This is a genomic window from Nocardioides sp. NPDC000445 (genome assembly GCF_040300245.1).
Lineage (GTDB): Bacteria > Actinomycetota > Actinomycetes > Propionibacteriales > Nocardioidaceae > Nocardioides.
On sequence record NZ_JBEPDH010000001.1, the window covers coordinates 22,645 to 38,674 of the forward strand.

Sequence of the window (16,030 nt, forward strand, 5' to 3'; positions counted from 1 at the left end):
CGTCCTCAGACGATGCCCGCCTCGCGGGCCACGATCGCCGCCTGGACCCGGGATGCGACCCCGAGCTTCGCCAGGACGCGAGAGACGTGGGTCTTCGTGGTCGCCTCGGAGATCACCAGCCGCTGGGCGATCTCGGCGTTGGACAGGCCCTGCCCCAGGGCGGTGAGCACGTCCCTCTCCCGGGGTGTGAGATCTGTGGGAAGGGACGTGTCGGACGGCCCCGCCGAGGCCGATCGGTCCGGCGCGCCGGCGAGCTCGGCGAGGACCCGGCGGGTCACCTCCGGGGCGACCACGCCGTCTCCGGCGGCGACGTGCCGGACCGCGTCGACCAGGTCGGACGCCTCCGCCGACTTGAGCAGGAACCCGGCCGCGCCGGCGCGGAGGGCACCGAAGACGTACTCGTCCAGGTCGAAGGTGGTGAGCACGAGTACGTCGGCGAGCCCCTCCTCCACGACCTGGCGGGTCGCGGTCACGCCGTCGGTGCCGGGCATGCGTACGTCCATCAGCACGACGTCGGGGCGCAGAGCCCGTGCGTTGGCGACCGCGGTCGCACCGTCGGCGGCCTCCCCCACCACCTCGATGTCGCCGGCAGTGGCCAGCAGCATGCGCAGGCCGGCACGGATGGCGGCGTGGTCGTCGGCGAGCAGGACCCGGATCATGCGCTCGCTCCCGGCAGCGGCAGGATCGCTCGGACCCGCCAGCCGGTGCCGTCGGGGCCGGCCTCGAAGGTTCCACCGAGGGCTTCGGCTCGTTCGCGCATCGACACCAGTCCGGTGCCGGTGCCGGCCTCGGCCGCAGGCTCCTTCGCGGCGCCGGCATCGGTCACCTCGATCGCGAGGGCGTCGCCGGGGATCAGGCGAAGACGAGTGGTGCCGCCGCCGTGCTTGAGCACGTTGGTCAGGGACTCGCGCACGATCCGGTAGACGGCGTGGTCGACCGCGACCGGCAGCGCGAGGTCGGCGCCGTCGAGAAGCCCGCCGGGGTCGTCGACCCGCAGCGGCAGACCGGCCAGTCGCGCCTGCTCCAGGACGGGGCCGAGGTTGGCGGCGCGGGAGGCGGCGGTGAGGTCCTCGGCGTCGCCGGAGTCGCCGTCGGAGCGCAGGACGCGGATCATCGCGCGCATGTCATCGAGCGAGGCCAGGCTCTCGGCGCGCACCGACCGCAGCGCCGCGCGGTCCCGTTCCGGGTCGTGCTCACCGGCCAGCGCCGCACCCGAGGTCAGCGCGATGGCGGACAGGTGGGACGCGACGACGTCGTGCAGGTCCCGGGCCACCGCGGAGCGCTCGGCCCGGACCGCGTCGTGCCGCTCGGCGTCGGCCAGGCGCAGCAGCGCGGCGCTGCGTTCCCGCTCGAGCCGGGCCCGGTCATCGGCGGCATCGGCGAGCTCGCTGCCCTGACGTATGTTGCTGCCCCACCACATCGGGGTGACGACGATCGCGAAGAGGGTGAGCGCGAGCACGACGGGGGTGCGTGGGTCGGAGGTGGCCGCGGCGGAGGCGACGACCGATGCTGCGATGGCCGCCGCGACGGCGACGGCGGCGATGCGTCGCGCCAGCGGCGACCCGTGCAGCTGGCCGGCGAAGAGCGCGTCCCAGAGCACCACCACCATCGCGATGCTGCCCCCGAGCAGCAGGTCTGCCCCGAAGCAGAGGGCGACCACGGTCTGCACCGCGAGCGGACGGCGCCGCTTGAGCACGAGCGCCCCGGCCGCGAGGACGAGCGGGACGAGATGCCACCACGTCGGCACGCTGTCCAGGTCGATGCCGAACGGGTGCACGCCGCGTACGCCTCCGACCTGGCCGAGGGCGTGCAGCGCGAGACCGGCAACGAGGACGACCACGGCGTCGAGCCAGGCCAGCCGGCGGTCCGCGGCGCGCAGGCTCGTGCCACCGCCGAGAAGCGCCGCGGGCAGCTGCTGCAGCAGGGTCTGGCGGTCCACGACACCATCTCAGCACGTACGCCGCCTCCTCGGGGTCATCCGAAGGATGTATCCCTGGGCGGAAGAATCAGCGGTTCGGCCGACGCGCGCGAGGCCGGGCACACGCCAGCCTCGGGGCATGGACATCGACCTCGGCCCACTCACCGGCGATCTGGGCGGCACCGCGACGTACGTCGCGCTGGCGGTGCTGGCGCTGATCGACTCGACCAGCTTCGGCACCCTGCTGATCCCGGTGTGGCTGCTGATGGCGCCCGGTCCGGTGCGGCCCGGGAGGATCCTGGTCTACCTGGGCGCGATCGCCGGGTTCTACGCGCTGCTCGGCATCGCGATCCTGCTGGGTGGCACGGCCGTGGCCGACGCGCTCACCGGGCTGAGCGGCTCGCGCCCGTTCCTGTGGGGGCAGCTGCTCGTGGGCGTCGGCCTGTTCGCTTGGAGCTTCAAGCTGGACCCGCCCGGTTCGGCGAAGGAACGGACCGAGGCGCCGGAGCCGCCGCGCCGCCTGCTCCGCTGGCGCGAGCGGGCGGTCGCCTCGGAGTCGGGCTCGGCCTCGGCGCTCGCCGCGCTGGCGGTGCTCGCCGGGCTGGTCGAGGCCGCCTCGATGCTCCCTTACCTCGCCGCGATCGGAGTGATCGGGACCCAGGGGCCGGACTGGCCGGTGTCGGGGCTGTGGGTGCTCGGCTACTGCGCCGTGATGATCGCTCCGGCGCTCCTGCTCACCGCCGCGCGCGTCTTCGCCGCTCCCCTGGTGGCCAGACCGCTGGCCGTCCTCGACGGCTGGCTGGCCAAGCATGCCGCCAGCGCGACGGCATGGGCAGTGGGCATCGTCGGGTTCCTGCTCGCCCGGGCCACGCTCGGACCGCTCTTCGGCTGAGCCTCACTCCCAGCCGCAGTAGCCGGGCAGGAAGTCGTAGAGGGCGGTCTTCTGGGCCTTGCTGAGCGGGAGGAAGTAGCTCGCGCCGTCCGGGACGTCGGGGCCGCCGACGTGGACCCGGAAGAGGCTGCCGACCTTGTCGTCGGCCAGGGCGTGCGGGTCGCACCGGGCGGGGAGGACCCGCAGCTCCAGCGTGGTCGGGTCGCCCGTCATCGGAAGCGGGGTCGCTCGCGGCCAGGTCGGCGTCTCGGCCGCGAGCTGGAAGAGCACCGTGCCCTCCCAGCCGTCGAAGGTTACGTCCGGGCGAGCCTCGGTCGGGGCGAACGTGACCGGGAGGATGAAGACGCTCTGCTTGCCCTCACCCTCGACCCGGGGCTCGCCGACGGTGATGTCGGCAGCCTCGGTCAGGCTGCCCTCGGCGCAGTCGCGATCGAGGAGACGGTCGACGTTGGCGTACCTGTCCTCGGCCGTGCCGGTGCTGGTGCGCCACTCCTCCTCGTCGCCGGTCCGACGCCAGGTGATGGTCACGTCGGCGTCGCCGCCCTCGCCGCACTTCCCGCGGGGCATGTTGAAGTCGAAGTCCATCTCGGGGTCGACCGGTTCCGAGCCCGTCCATCGGGCCCGGAACCGGTCGCTGCTCACCTCGACGCGTGAGACCTCGATCGAGGTGCCGGTGTCGTTGACGAGGCGTACGAACGCCTCACCGGTGTTGCGCTGGAGCCGGGTCTGGTCGAGGTAGGCCGTGAGCCCGTCGGGCCAGGCCGTCTCGCTCGGCTCGGTCGTGCCGCAGGCGACCAGGGTCGACCCGACCAGGAGACCCGCGGCGAGCACGGCGATTCGGCGCACTGCCGCAGGTTAGCGGAGCCATGGACCCTGGTCACGCTCCTTTCGTGAAGGTCCACGCGCCGGAACCGATCCGGTAGGAGGTGATGCCGTTCTCGGTACCCAGGCGCTCCGGGGCGGACCTGCCGGGGCCGGTGGCCAGGTAGGAGCCTTCGGGGAGGCGTACGACCGCGGTGACGTTGACCGGGACCGTGGCGCGGAGGGTGAGGCCGTCGGCGGTGCGGGTCCAGGCGGAGGCGACGCGACCACGCTGGGTGGCCACCGAGCCCTTGGCGTGGGTCAGGCCGGTGGCCGGCACGGTGAGCTCGACCTCGGCGGCACCCGGGGCGGTGGTGCGGATGCCGAGCACCGACTCGGTGACGTCGACGATGCCGCGCGAGCCCCAGCCGTGGGAGGCGCTGTTGGCCGAGCCGCTCAGCTCCCAGGCCTCGGGAGTGAAGGTGCCTCCGTCGGCGAGCCAGCCTGCCCAGCCGTAGTCGTCCTCGTTGGTCAGCAGGTTCAGGACGCTCTCGCCGGCACCGGCCTCGGCGAGGGCCTCGAGCAGCACATGAGCGGTCATCGGGCCCTGCTTCATCCCCTGGGAAGCGATCTGCTCACCGAGTGCGGGGACGTCCTGCTGCGATGCGACGCCGAAGGCGATGGCGTACGAGGTCGCGTGCTGGCCGGCGTGGGCGGACTGGGTGCCGTCGGCGAGCAGGCCGTCGACGTAGGTCCCATCGGCCTTGCGCAGCGTCTGGTTCATCCGCGTCGCGAGGGCGTCGGCGTCCGAGCGGAGCGCGGCGAGCTCGGCGTCGGGGCGGTCCAGCTCCTCGCCGATCAACGCGACCTTGCGGAGCACGTCTACACCGAGCGCGTTGACCGTGGTCCTGGCGGCGGTGGTCATGTCGTAGCCGAAGCGACCGTGGGCGGGCCAGTCGACGATGCCGTACAGGTACTGGCCGGAGCCGCCGGAGAGGTTGGTGACCAGACCCTGGGTCGGGCCGCTGGTGGCGATGTGTCGGCGGATGTAGCCGGCGGTGGCGGTGAGGTTGTCGTACGCGTCCTCGAGGACGGCCTTGTCGCCGGTCTCGAGGTAGTAGCGCCAGATCCAGTCGGGGACGACCTCGGTGAAGTCGGGGATGTCGCGCTTGCCGTCGCCGTTGGGGTAGACCGCGTTGTAGCGGCCGGCGTCGTTGCCGGTCCTCCAGTAGCGCTCCTGGCTGAGCAGGAACTCCCGGATCGCCTGGCGGGAGGCGACGCGCTCGCGCTGGGCGGACATCAGGCCGATCGAGATGTTGGCGGTGTCGTGCAGGAACTGGCCCTGCTCACGCGTCGGGGTGTCGACGAAGGTCTCCTGGACCGAGTAGCGCAGCGAGCGGTCCATCAGGTCCCACACGTCATCGAGGGTCGCGTCGGAGCTCTCGAACGTGGCGGCGCCGTCCTCGTCGTACGCGGTGTGCACGACGGTCGCGGTCACGTCCTCGGCGGTGATCTCCTCCCCCGCGCCCGGGATCTCGAGGTAGCGGAAGCCCAGATGGCCGACCGCCAGGTAGTCCTGCGCGCCCGCGGCCTGGGTGTAGGGGAAGGACATGTTGGTGCTCTGCGTCGAGAGACCGGTGGTCGAGACCCGGCCGGTGTCGGCGAGCTCGTAGCCGGCCCGGATCGGGACCTGTCGCCCGGCCACTCCGTCCTCGAAGTGCACGCCGGGTCGGGCCGGGATGATCGTGCCGAAGTCGGCGACCGGGGTGCCGTCGGCGGCTTCGAGGATGCGCTCGGGGTGGACGACGGTCTCCTCGAGCCGGGTCTGCTGGCCCTCCAGGTGGGTGAACGGCGCCACCGGGTGCGCGCCGACGACCACGGCACCGGACCACTGGGAGTCGTCGTAGCCCGGCGCTGTCCAGTCGCCGATCTGCTGGGCGGCCTGGCCGTCGAGATGCTCGATCCACAGGCCCTCACCGTTGCGGGTGCCGACGGTGACGTACGGGCCGCGGCGGACCTTCCAGGAGCCGTCGGTGACGATCGTGGTCGTCTCGCCGTCCGCGTAGGTCAGCTCGAGCTTCAGGAGCACGCCGGGGATGCCCGCGGCGCGGCCCTGGCCACCGCTGAACCAGTGCAGCTTGACGCCGAGGGCGAGGGTCTCGCCGGGCGTGACCAGGTCGGTGACGTCCGCGGCCTGGTAGTAGCCCTCGCTCGGGTAGCCGAAGTTGCTCATCCGGTCGGCCTGCTCGCCGCCGAGATAGAACTCGGCGGTGTGGCTGGCGGCCAGGTAGCTACGGGCGCGGACGATCTTGCCGTCCGGGACCTCGACCTCGGTGCGGGCCAGGGTCCACTCGTCGCGCTCCTGGGCGGGGTTGTCCGCAGTGCCCGGTGGTCTCCTGATCCAGCTCGCGCCGGCCCAGTCGCCGTCGCCGATCCCGGTCTCGAAGGCGGCCCTCGCCGACCACCGCGACGGGAGCTTGCCGCGGTCCCAGGTCATGACCCGCCAGGTGTAGCGGCTGCCGGGCTCGAGGGTCTCGCCGGCGTAGTCCACGTAGGACTGCTGCGCGGAGGTGACCTTGCGGGAGTCCCAGACGATCTCGCCGGCGGCGTCGCGTACCTCGATCTTGTAGGCGCTCTGCACCTCGTTTGCGTCGCCGTCGTGGGGCAGCCAGCCGAACCGTGGGGTCAGGTCGGTGTTGAGCGGACGGGCGACGTCGTCGACGGTCAGGCCGACGGGTGCGTCGGGCGCGGTGTTGGCGGACGCGGCACCGGTCGGTGTCACGGCCGCCGCGAGGCTGGTGACGACCAGGGCGCTGGTGACGATCGCGGCCAGGCGGAGCTTCATGGGGTCCTCCGAGCGAGTTGGTACGTTGCTGTGCCCGGTTCCGGGCACAGCCTTCAGGTTCAGCAGACGGCGCGAAGCCGCTCGACCTCCGGGCTCTCACCCGAGCTCGTGCTGATGACATGGCATCCGGAGGGCACGTCCTGGATCGCCAGGTAGGAGCCCTCACGCGTCGCGGGGACCGGCTGCCCGTCGAGGAAGACCTGCTCCCCGGACGGCGCCGGCACGAGAACCTCGGCCCGGGAGTTGCCCGGAACGCTCACGCCGACGTCGATGCCGCGGTCGGTCGTGGCGTACGCCGCGCCGATGCGTCCGCGGAGGGTGGGCAGGGTGACGTGTGCCCACGGGACCCCGGCGGGCTGGGGCCGGACGCGGAACTCCTCGTAGCCGGGCACCAGGGGCTCGATGCCGAACATGCCTTGGGGCACGTTGTAGGCCGGCGATGCCGCCCAGGGGTGCGACCAGGTCATGTTGGGCTTCAGCGAGGTGTCCCAGGCCTCGGCGGTGGCACCGGCGCCCTTCGCGATCATGTTGAGCCAGCTGCGGAGCCCCGTGCTCGTCAGCAGCTGGTGCGCGACGTCTCCGCGGTCACCGTCGTAGAGGGCTTCGAGGACGAAGGCGGCGCAGTAGACGCTGCAGGCCATGCCGCGGGTGCCGATGTAGTCCGCGGCGCGTTGCGCGACCTCGCCCTGGGCGAGTCCGAACGCCGTGGCGAAGACGCTGGCCTGGATCGCCCAGTGCTGGATCGGGGTGCCGTCGGCGTCGAGGCCGTCTCGGTAGGCACCCTTGGCCGGGTCCCACAACCGGTCGTTGGCCGCGTTCCGGAGGCGGTCGGCGATGGCGGTGTAGGTGGCCGCGTCGTCGTCATGCCCCAGCGCCGTCGCGATGTCCGCCATGTCGCGGAACGACCGGTGGCCGATCGCGTTGATGACAGTGTTGTAGGGGCGGAAGACGTAGCCGTCGCGCTCGGATGCCGGCCAGTCGACGATGTCGCAGTCGGTGCACGAGTTGGAGCCGTTGGATCCGGTGTTCTTGCGGATGAGTCCCGTGGACGGCTCCACCCACTTGAGCGGGAGCTTCTCCTGCAAGGCGGTGTAGTTGCGGGCCAGGGCCGCGGTGTCACCGGTCTGCTGCCACGAGTCGTGGAAGGCCAAGATCGTGTACATCGGCCACTCCGTCGGCCAGGTCCTGCGGGTGAGCAGGTACTCCAGGGAGTAGTTGCCCAGGGTCGGGTCGCTGGAGACGAAGAAGTTGGCCATCATCTGCAGGTAGCTGTCGGCCTCGTAGGCTCCGCGCTCGCGGCTCCAGGAGTCGACGTAGAGGTCGTGGTTGGTGGCCTCGATCGTGTTGCGCGACAGCGCCCACACGCGGTCGAGGTCGTCATCGGCGGAGTCGAAGATCGCCTCGTCGGTGTCGAAGGGATAGATCTGCGCCAGGGCCGGGAAGTCGGCGGCGCCCAGGCCGGAGGGAGCCCCGATGACCTCGGCGTAGCGGAAGACCCGCATCCCCCAGGTCTCCAGGTGCTGCTCACCGGCACGCAGCGTCCATCTGTCCTGGTAGGTGTTGCCGGTCCGCATGGCGTATCGCACGGTCTGGGGCGCGGACAGCTCTTCGCCGAACCGGAGGTCGAGCACCTGTCCCGCGGTGCCGTCGATGTCCAGGGAGAGGCCGCCGATCCATGTCCGGCCGTAGTCGATGAAGTAGTGGCCGGGCGCCTTCTCCACCACGCTGACCGGACCCCTCAGCTGCTGCTCCACCTTCGCCGTGGGGGCCGCCCGAAGGTCGCCGAAGGCCGGACGTACCGCGGCGTCGTTCCAGCCGGAGTCGTCGAAGCCCGGCTCGGCGAAGCCGTCGGGCCAGTGGGCCGACTGCAGGTTCTCCTTCGGTGCCGAGAAGAACGAGGTCCCGATGCTGCCGGCGGAGGGGAAGACGAGGCCACCGGAGCGACTCCGCCACTGCGGACCGCTCACGATCGCGTCACGGGTGCCGTCGGTGTACTCCACGACGAGCCGCCCGAGGAAGCGTCGGTCGCTGCTGGTCCAACCGAGCACCCCGATCGCGTTCTCGGCTCCCGGCCGCAGTGCGGCGGTCACGTCGAAGCCGTCGTATCGAGCCTCGCCGCGGATCGGCTGCGTCGGTCCGAGACCGACGAACTCGCCGTTGAGCCACGCCTTGTAGACGTACTGCCGGCCCGGCGCGGTCGAGGATGCGGTCGCATAGAACGTGGCGGCCGCGATCGGCTTGTCGGGCAGCGTGAACTCGTGCCGGAGGAATGCCCAGTCCTGCGACTCGACTCCGTAGACGCAGTTGGCGTTCGTGCCGACCTCGAGCCAGCCGCCCACCGCGGCGCCGCAGGCGAAGTCACTGCCAGCAGAGAAGTCGTTGGCGTAGAGGACCTCGCCCGAGGCGGAGGTGACGCTCAGGTCGTCCCATCTGTTGCGCTCGGAACCGCCGGTGCGGAAGCCGACCGAGCCGGCGGCGAAGTCGGTGAGGGTGCGGGTGTCGACGAGGGTGTCGTCGAGCCACGTGCGGATGGTGGTTCCCTCTGCCTGGATGCGCAGCCGGTAGGAGGTGTCGCGGACGAGGGGCTCGGGCAGCGGCACCGAGTCGAGCTGGGTGAAGGTCCCGCCCACGCGCTTGTGCGGAGCGAAGGTGTTCACCCCGTCGCCGCGGAACTGCCACATGTAGTAGTTGCTGGCGTCCGCGGCCCGGAAGGCGATGGTGGCGTTCTGGGACGTGATCCGGAAGGTGGTGTCGATCGTGACGTCGCCCCAGGCGATCGTGCGGGCCGGGGCGAGCCAGATCGGCTGAACCTGACCCCACTCCTGACCGGGACCGGTGGTGAAGGTGGCGACGCTCGACCAGTCCGAGCTCTTTCCGCGCCCGTCCCACGTGCGGACCCGCCACTGGTAGGTCTGCTCGGGATCGAGCGCCGGACCGTCGTAGGGCACGTTGGTGCTCGCTGAGGACCTGACGCGACCGGAGTCCCAGACGCCGGCGGCTCCGATGCCCTCGGTGATCCGGGCCACCTGTACGCGGTAGGCGCTCTGCTCGGCGAAGGGAACGTGCCAGGCCAGCAGCGGCGAGCTGAGGTTCTCCACGTCACGCGGCGAGGGCAGCTGCGAGACGGTCAGATGGGTGGCCGCCGCGCCTTCGACGGCGACGGCCGGGACTGGTGCCGCGACGACGAGGACACTGATCACGATCGCGGCCAGGCGGAGCTTCATGGGGGTCCTCCGGATCGGGATTGATACGTTTCAGAGCACTCCGAAGACTATGACCACGGTCACACGATCGGGAAGGGTGTGGCCGGATCCGGTCACCGTCTGCCGGCGACCACCAGGACGTGGAGGGTGCGGGGTCCGTGGACGCCTTCGACGCGGTCGAGCTCGATGTCGCTGGTGGCCGACGGGCCGCTGATCCACGTCTGCGGCCGGGCGGGATCCAGAACACCGATGGCATCGGGTACGTCGGGGACCACCTGGTCCTCGCGGACGACGCAGATGTGGGTGTCGGGGACCAGCGAGATGGCTCGGCGGCCCTGGTCGGGGGCGTGGTCGAGGACGATCGTGCCGGTCTCGGCGATGCCGACCCGGGCCTCGGTGACGACCGCTGCGATCCGGTCCAGCTCCGCGGCGGTGAGGGTGCCGTCGTCGACGATCGCGCCGGGGACCTGGACCGACAGCCCGGGCGGGACGACCACGCGGCCGGCTGGGAGCGCGGCGGCGATGCGGTCCTCGAGCTCCTCGGCTCCGCAGCGCTCGACCACGGCGCGGTAGTCGGCCACGCGCTCGGCGAAGAGGTCGACGACCGCCGGGGTCGCGACCGGCGCGAGGTCCCGAGGGGCGCCGGCCTCGGCGAGGTCGATCGTCGAGCCGGCCAGCGCCTCGCGAACTCTGGCGAGGATCTCGGTGCGTGCGTCAGTCATCGCTGCCATCTCCCATGCGGCCGTTGTCGGTGCGGCCGCCATCCGTGCGCAGCCACCAGGCCCGGAAGCTCTCCCCCGGCGCTTCCGGCAGATCTCGTGCGCCGATCCAGGCGGCGGGTCCGAAGCGGCGCGCGAAGCGCATGCCGAGACCGGTGAGGCGCTCGACGGCGGCGAGGCGGCGCGAGCGCCCCAGGACGTACGCCGCCCCCTTCATCGCCACGGCCTCGGGCTTGGGTATGCCACCTCGGTGGGCGTCGACCACCTGGGCGCGCTGGTCGACCAGGACGGAGGGGATGTCGATGCGTACCGGACAGACCTCGAAGCAGGCGCCGCACAGCGATGAGGCGTACGGCAGGGAGTCGGTCTGGTCGTCGTGCCCGACTCCCTTCAGCAAGGGGTTGAGGATGGCGCCGATCGGGCCCGGGTAGACCGAGCCGTACGCATGGCCGCCGGTGCGCTCGTAGACCGGGCACACGTTGAGGCAGGCCGAGCAGCGGATGCAGCGCAGCGCCTGACGACCGACCTCGTCTGCCAGGGCGCGGGTGCGGCCGTTGTCGAGCAGCACCACGTGCACCTCCTGCGGGCCGTCGCCGGGGGTGATCCCGCTCCACGTCGAGGTGTAGGGGTTCATCCGCTCGCCGGTCGAGGATCGCGGCAGGAGCCTGAGCATCGGGTCGAGGTCCTCCCAGCGGGAGACGACCTTCTCGATGCCGACGACGGAGACCAGTACGTCGGGCAGGGTCAGGCACATCCGGCCGTTGCCCTCCGACTCCACCACGACGAGGGTGCCGGTCTCGGCGACCGCGAAGTTGGCGCCGGAGATCCCGACCTTCGCGCGCAGGAACTTCTCGCGCAGGTGCTCCCGCGCTGCGGCGGCGAGAACGGCCGGCTCGTCGGTGAGGTTCGTCGGCGCCGGACGGCCGGCAGCGCCCATCTTCGACCGGAAGATCTCGCGGATCTCGGCGCGGTTGCGGTGGATCGCCGGCACCAGGATGTGGCTCGGCAGGTCCTCGCCGAGCTGCACGATCAGCTCGGCCAGGTCGGTCTCCCAGGCCGCAATGCCCTCCTCGGCGAGCGCCTCGTTGAGCCCGATCTCCTGGGTCACCATCGACTTGACCTTCACGACCTCCTCGGCATGGTGCGCCTTGGCGATCGCAGCGACGATCGCGTTGGCCTCGGCGGCGTCGCGGGCCCAGTGGACGGTGGCGCCGTTGGCGGTGAGGGTCTCCTCGAGGCGTACGAGCTGGGTGTCGAGGTCGAGCAGCGCGCGCTCCTTGACCGCGGCACCGGCCAGGCGCAGCTCCTCCCAGTCCTCGACCTCGGCGACGACCTTCGCCCGCTTGGCGCGGATCGTGCCGGTCGCGTGGGCGAGGTTGTGGCGCAGCTGGGAGTCGGCGAGGGCCTCGCGCGCGGCCTCCGGGAAGGCCGGCATGCCGACGAACGTGCCGCTCATCGGGCCACTCCATCTGCGTGGCTCGACTCGGTCGAGGCGAGGATCTCGGCGAGATGGACGGTGCGTACGCCCGAACGCTGCCGGGAGAGCACGCCACCGATGTGGGTAAGGCAGGAGTTGTCGCCGGCGACCACGATCTCGGCGCCGGTCTCGCGGATGTGGCGGGCCTTGTCGGCGCCCATCGCGATCGAGGTGTCGGCGTTCTTGACCGCGAAGGTGCCGCCGAAGCCGCAGCACTGGTCGGCGCCGGGCAGGTCGACCAGCCTGATCCCCCGCACCGACTCCAGCAGCCGTCGCGGCCGGTCCCCCACGCCCAGCATCCGCAGCGAGTGGCAGGTCGGGTGGTAGGTCACCCGGTGCGGGTAGTAGGCACCCACGTCGGTCACCCCGAGCACGTCGACGAGGAACTCGGAGAGCTCGTAGACCTTCGGGGCGACCTCCGCGACGGCTCGCTCGAGGCCGGGGTCGCCGGAGCGGCGGGCCACGATCGAGTGCTGGTGCCGGGCCGAGCCCGCGCACGACCCGGACGGCGTCACGACGGCGTCGTAACCGGCGAAGGCGTCCACGAACGTACGCACCACCGGGACCGCCTCGTCCAGGTAGCCGGTGTTGACCATCGGCTGCCCGCAGCAGGTCTGCGCCTGCGGGAAGTCGACCTCGACGCCGAGCCGGCGCAGGAGGCGTACGACGGCCTGACCTGTGCTCGGGTAGAGCGCGTCGTTGATGCACGTGACCATCAGCGCGACTCGCATCCGGCGGCCTCCTTCGTCTCTTGTGTCCATCACATCAGTTCAGATGAGTCCGGTGCGTACGGCCCTCACGACCGCCTCCACACTCGTCCCCGCTCCCAGCGCATCCGCGGCCGCCCGGAGACGGCGCCGCACCGTGCGCTCGGAGATGCCCAGCGCCCGCGCGATCCGCTCGATCGTGTAGCCCCGAGCGAACAACGCCAGCACCTCCACCTCGTCCGATGGAAGGTCGGTCGTAGTGGAAGGTCGTACGCCGCCCGAGGCCGCCACGGTTCACTCCTGTCTCAGCATGACGCTGATCGTTGGATGGGCCGATGAGTGGGCTCGCGACCGGACACCGCGCTCATCCGGCCACCACCTTCTCGACGTAGGGCACCAGTCGCACCGGCCCGGCGAGCCCGTAGCTCTGCCTGGTCGCCACGCCGTAGACCGACGGGGTGACGGTGCGCAGCCGGTTGAGCAGCGTCGAGGCCACCTCGATCTCGATCGTGTTGGAGCCGGGGACCAGGGCATGGCCCAGGTCGACCACCGGGTCCATCGGGTCGCACGGCGCCAGCAGCTCACCGTTGACGCGCACCCGGAAGGTGTCGTTGACCTCGCCGAGCTCGAGGTAGGCGCCGTCCTCCGCGGTCCAGTCGGTGCCGAGGTCGATGCTCGTGCGGTAGCGGCCGATGCCGGAGGCGTCCTCGAGGCCGGCGACCTTCGACCAGGACTGCGGCGCCGCGAGGTCGCTGGTCACGACCTCCTTCGTCGTCGCGAGGTCCTGGGGGTCGGCCGGGTTGGCCGGCTTCCAGTCCTCGAGCGCGAGGGCCCAGGACTGTGGCGCCACCGGCTCGCGGACCCGGTCGACGGCGACCTTCACCCTCCGGCCGTCGGCCTTGGTGAGCTCGAAGGTGCCGGACGTCGTCGTGCGCAGCGCGACGTTGGCGCCCCGCGCCACCACGGCCTGGCCAGCGGTGGCGACGGGGAGAACAGAGCGGGCGACGCCCGCGCCCGGAGCCGCGAGAGCGACCACGGTGGACTGGCCGGGAACGAGGTCGACCCGCACCCGGACCCGGTCGCCGGCACGCTCGTAGGCGGCGATCCGGGTGACCTCACCGGTCCACGCGTCCAGCAGCCACGGCACGGCGGCGCGGTCGGTGGCGGTCAGCCAGACGTCCTGCTGCACCGGGTTGAGGCGCCGGTTCTCGGCGTGCCGGGCGTTGGCGAGGTAGTAGAGGTCGACCTTGCCGGTGACGCGCCGGACGTGCATCACCGTCGAGTCGGCGTGCTCGACGTCGCGTACGACACCGAGCGCGGCCAGCTCGTTGCCGACCTCGGCCTCGGGGACGGTGCGGGTGGTCGGCAGGGCTCCGACCTGGGCCATCAGCGAGCGCACCTCGGCGGTGGCCGCCTCGCTGTCGCGCCCGGCGACGGTGACCTGCGACCAGTCGCCGATGAGCACGATCGGCAGGCCCTTGCGGCCGAGTGCGAGCAGCCGCTTCGCGCCGTCGATCTCCATCGTGAACGCGTTGCTGCGCAGGTTGTCGGGGCCGACGACGACGGCCTTGTAGGCGGGGCCGTCCGGCGCCAGGCGGCCGTTCGCGACGTCGACGCCGTCGAGCGCGAGCAGCGAGGCACTGACGAAGGAGTGCGACCAGCCGAGCTTGGTGCCGTTGTTGGTGATCCACTGCGGGCCGATGCCGGTCGAGGCCCAGCCCTTGTGGCGCCAGAACGCGACGTCGTACTTCGGGGTGCCGGTCTGCAACACCAGCTGGGTGCGGGCGAGGTAGGCGGCGATGCCGGGGATGTGCTGCCACTGCGGAGTGCGTGGCCCCCAGGCCTCGCCGAAGCCGATCGCGCCGTTGTAGTAGGGCGAGAAGGCCGCGAAGCCCGGCCAGGTGACGTCGGGCGCCTTCGCGTAGGGGAAGCCGTGGATCATCAGCTGGTTCACGCCGGCGACGAAGATGCTGTTGATCGTGAACAGCGCCTGGTTCTGGGCGGTCGGGCTGGTGCTGTTGGCGCCCCAGGTCGTGTTGTACGCCGCGCCGTTGTAGCAGATCGCCTCGCAGGAGAGGACCGTGTGGCCGGCGAGGTCGCGGCCGGCGGCCATCACCCGGTAGTCGTCCAGGTTCTTGAAGCCCAGGGACTCCGTCTCCGGTACGTCGACCACGGCCGCGTGCTGCATGGTGTCGGTCTCCAGGCCGTAGGGCTGGATCCGGATGCCCATGCCGAGCGTCTTCGCGAACTCCTGCATCGGGCGCAGGTGGTGGTCGCGGTAGAGGTCGGAGAGCACGATGTTGTAGTCGTCGCGGATCTCGTTGGTGCGGAGGTTGTCGGCGGTCGCGGGGTCGGCGGCCGCGATCGAGAACTGGTACTTCTCGTCCTTCTCCAGCACGAACGGCAGCCATGGCCGCAGGTCGTAGCCGTGCTTGGCCTCGAACTCGTCGAGGAGGTCGCGCGTCCAGATCGTCGCCTCGGTCTCGATCTCGAGGGAGTCCTCGAAGAGGTAGCCGCCCGCGGCCCGCAGCAGCGTACGCAGCTCGCCGTCGAGCACCCGGTCCTGCCACAGGTCGATGACCTTCTGGGCGCCGCGGCGGTTGAAATGGTCGACCACGTAGGCACGCGGGGAGGTGTGCGGGCCGGCCTCGGGCTCCTGGCCCGAGCCCCGCTGCCAGGTCGCGAGCACGACCCAGGTGGCGCCGGCCGGGTCGGCCGGCGCGGTCCAGGTGAGGTGCTCGCCCTCGACGCTCCCGCTGAGGTCGAGGTAGGAGGCGGGGTCGAGGATCGTGCTGGTGATGTTGTTGTTGCGGTCGCGTACGTAGCCGGTGACGCGGTGCGCCTGCACGGTCACCAGCTCCGCGCGGGTCACCGACGACGCCGGCTCCACGACGGGCTCGGGAAGCGCAGCGTCGTAGGACGACCCGGCAATGACGACCGCCTGACCGTGCACGAGCTCGGTGCAGGCGGCGTCGTCGTCGGGGGTGATCGTCGGGACCGCGGCCGGCCAGGAGGGGCCGACCGTCAGGTCCACGCGTACGTCACGCTTCGCCGCCTGCGCGAGCGCGGCCTTGACGCCGGCCACCCACGGTGCGGTCCCCCACCCGTGTGTCGCGACGTCGATGTCGATGTTGCGGGCACGCAGGCTGTGGGTGACGTCGGCGACCTCGAGCACGCCGAAGCCGGCGTCGGCGACCTGGTCGACCTCTCGCGCGATCTCGACCGGGTCGACGAGGCCGTGCGGCCACCACCAGCGGAAGCCCGCGGCGGTGGCGGTCCCCGGCTTGCGGAACGCCTTGACGAAGGCGTCCGGGAGCCCGGAGGTGGCGGTCGCGGTCGTGGCCCCGGCGGGGGTCGCGGCTGCGGTCGCTGTGACGCCGGCGGCAGCGGTGCCGAGGGTGGCGGCCGCGGTGCCGAAGAGCGCGCGGCGGCTCAGCCGGGCGTTGGAGAGGAAGTCGGTCATGGGGG

11 protein-coding genes are annotated in these 16,030 nt (G+C 71.7%); 1 reads left to right on the forward strand and 10 read right to left on the reverse strand.

Going from position 1 to position 16,030, the window contains the following annotated elements:
- Window positions 1-5: 5 nt before the first annotated feature.
- Window positions 6-659 (reverse strand): response regulator, encoded by a 654-nt coding sequence (locus tag ABT304_RS00120; RefSeq protein WP_350712782.1) that lies wholly within the window; start codon window positions 657-659, stop codon window positions 6-8.
- On the reverse strand, window positions 656-1,939 hold the full coding sequence (locus ABT304_RS00125) for a sensor histidine kinase (RefSeq protein WP_350712783.1): 1,284 nt from the start codon (window positions 1,937-1,939) through the stop codon (window positions 656-658). The genes ABT304_RS00120 and ABT304_RS00125 overlap by 4 nt, the downstream gene beginning before the upstream one ends.
- A gap of 118 nt (window positions 1,940-2,057) precedes the next feature.
- Between ABT304_RS00125 and ABT304_RS00130 the strand changes: the two genes are divergently transcribed.
- A complete protein-coding gene (locus tag ABT304_RS00130) occupies window positions 2,058-2,810 on the forward strand; it encodes a GAP family protein (protein ID WP_350712784.1) in 753 nt (250 codons plus the stop codon).
- Window positions 2,811-2,813: 3 nt separating this feature from the next.
- On the opposite strand, the gene ABT304_RS00135 is transcribed toward ABT304_RS00130, so the two are convergent.
- The 8 genes from ABT304_RS00135 to ABT304_RS00170 form a co-directional block, all read right to left on the reverse strand.
- A complete protein-coding gene (locus ABT304_RS00135; RefSeq protein ID WP_350712785.1) occupies window positions 2,814-3,656 on the reverse strand; it encodes a hypothetical protein in 843 nt (280 codons plus the stop codon).
- Between the two features lie 31 nt (window positions 3,657-3,687).
- Window positions 3,688-6,456, reverse strand: coding sequence for a family 78 glycoside hydrolase catalytic domain (locus tag ABT304_RS00140; protein WP_350712786.1), 2,769 nt, complete (start codon window positions 6,454-6,456; stop codon window positions 3,688-3,690).
- Window positions 6,457-6,515: 59 nt separating this feature from the next.
- Window positions 6,516-9,680, reverse strand: a complete 3,165-nt coding sequence (locus ABT304_RS00145) for a family 78 glycoside hydrolase catalytic domain (RefSeq protein WP_350712787.1) — start codon at window positions 9,678-9,680, stop codon at window positions 6,516-6,518.
- Between the two features lie 92 nt (window positions 9,681-9,772).
- On the reverse strand, window positions 9,773-10,381 hold the full coding sequence (locus tag ABT304_RS00150) for a LutC/YkgG family protein (RefSeq protein WP_350712788.1): 609 nt from the start codon (window positions 10,379-10,381) through the stop codon (window positions 9,773-9,775).
- Complete coding sequence (locus ABT304_RS00155; protein ID WP_350712789.1) at window positions 10,374-11,834, reverse strand: lactate utilization protein B; 1,461 nt, start codon at window positions 11,832-11,834, stop codon at window positions 10,374-10,376. Before ABT304_RS00155 ends, ABT304_RS00150 begins: the two co-directional genes overlap by 8 nt.
- The gene (locus tag ABT304_RS00160; RefSeq protein ID WP_502890267.1) at window positions 11,831-12,616 is read right to left on the reverse strand and encodes a (Fe-S)-binding protein; all 786 of its coding nucleotides are present in this window, start codon (window positions 12,614-12,616) and stop codon (window positions 11,831-11,833) included. The genes ABT304_RS00155 and ABT304_RS00160 overlap by 4 nt, the downstream gene beginning before the upstream one ends.
- 9 nt (window positions 12,617-12,625) lie before the next feature.
- Window positions 12,626-12,853 carry a helix-turn-helix domain-containing protein gene (locus ABT304_RS00165; RefSeq protein ID WP_160028490.1) on the reverse strand — a complete coding sequence of 76 codons (228 nt, stop codon included), beginning with the start codon at window positions 12,851-12,853 and terminating at the stop codon, window positions 12,626-12,628.
- A gap of 73 nt (window positions 12,854-12,926) precedes the next feature.
- Window positions 12,927-16,025 (reverse strand): glycosyl hydrolase, encoded by a 3,099-nt coding sequence (locus ABT304_RS00170; RefSeq protein ID WP_350712791.1) that lies wholly within the window; start codon window positions 16,023-16,025, stop codon window positions 12,927-12,929.
- Between the last annotated feature and the right edge of the window lie 5 nt (window positions 16,026-16,030).

Bases quoted from the DNA above. Each gene is read 5' to 3' on its own strand.
- ABT304_RS00130 (WP_350712784.1), top strand. From the start codon at position 2,058: ATGGACATCGACCTCGGCCCACTCACCGGCGATCTGGGCGGCACCGCG.
- ABT304_RS00155 (WP_350712789.1), bottom strand. From the start codon at position 11,834: ATGAGCGGCACGTTCGTCGGCATGCCGGCCTTCCCGGAGGCCGCGCGC.
- ABT304_RS00150 (WP_350712788.1), bottom strand. From the start codon at position 10,381: ATGACTGACGCACGCACCGAGATCCTCGCCAGAGTTCGCGAGGCGCTG.
- ABT304_RS00145 (WP_350712787.1), bottom strand. From the start codon at position 9,680: ATGAAGCTCCGCCTGGCCGCGATCGTGATCAGTGTCCTCGTCGTCGCG.
- ABT304_RS00120 (WP_350712782.1), bottom strand. From the start codon at position 659: ATGATCCGGGTCCTGCTCGCCGACGACCACGCCGCCATCCGTGCCGGC.
- ABT304_RS00160 (WP_502890267.1), bottom strand. From the start codon at position 12,616: ATGGACACAAGAGACGAAGGAGGCCGCCGGATGCGAGTCGCGCTGATG.
- ABT304_RS00170 (WP_350712791.1), bottom strand. From the start codon at position 16,025: ATGACCGACTTCCTCTCCAACGCCCGGCTGAGCCGCCGCGCGCTCTTC.
- ABT304_RS00140 (WP_350712786.1), bottom strand. From the start codon at position 6,456: ATGAAGCTCCGCCTGGCCGCGATCGTCACCAGCGCCCTGGTCGTCACC.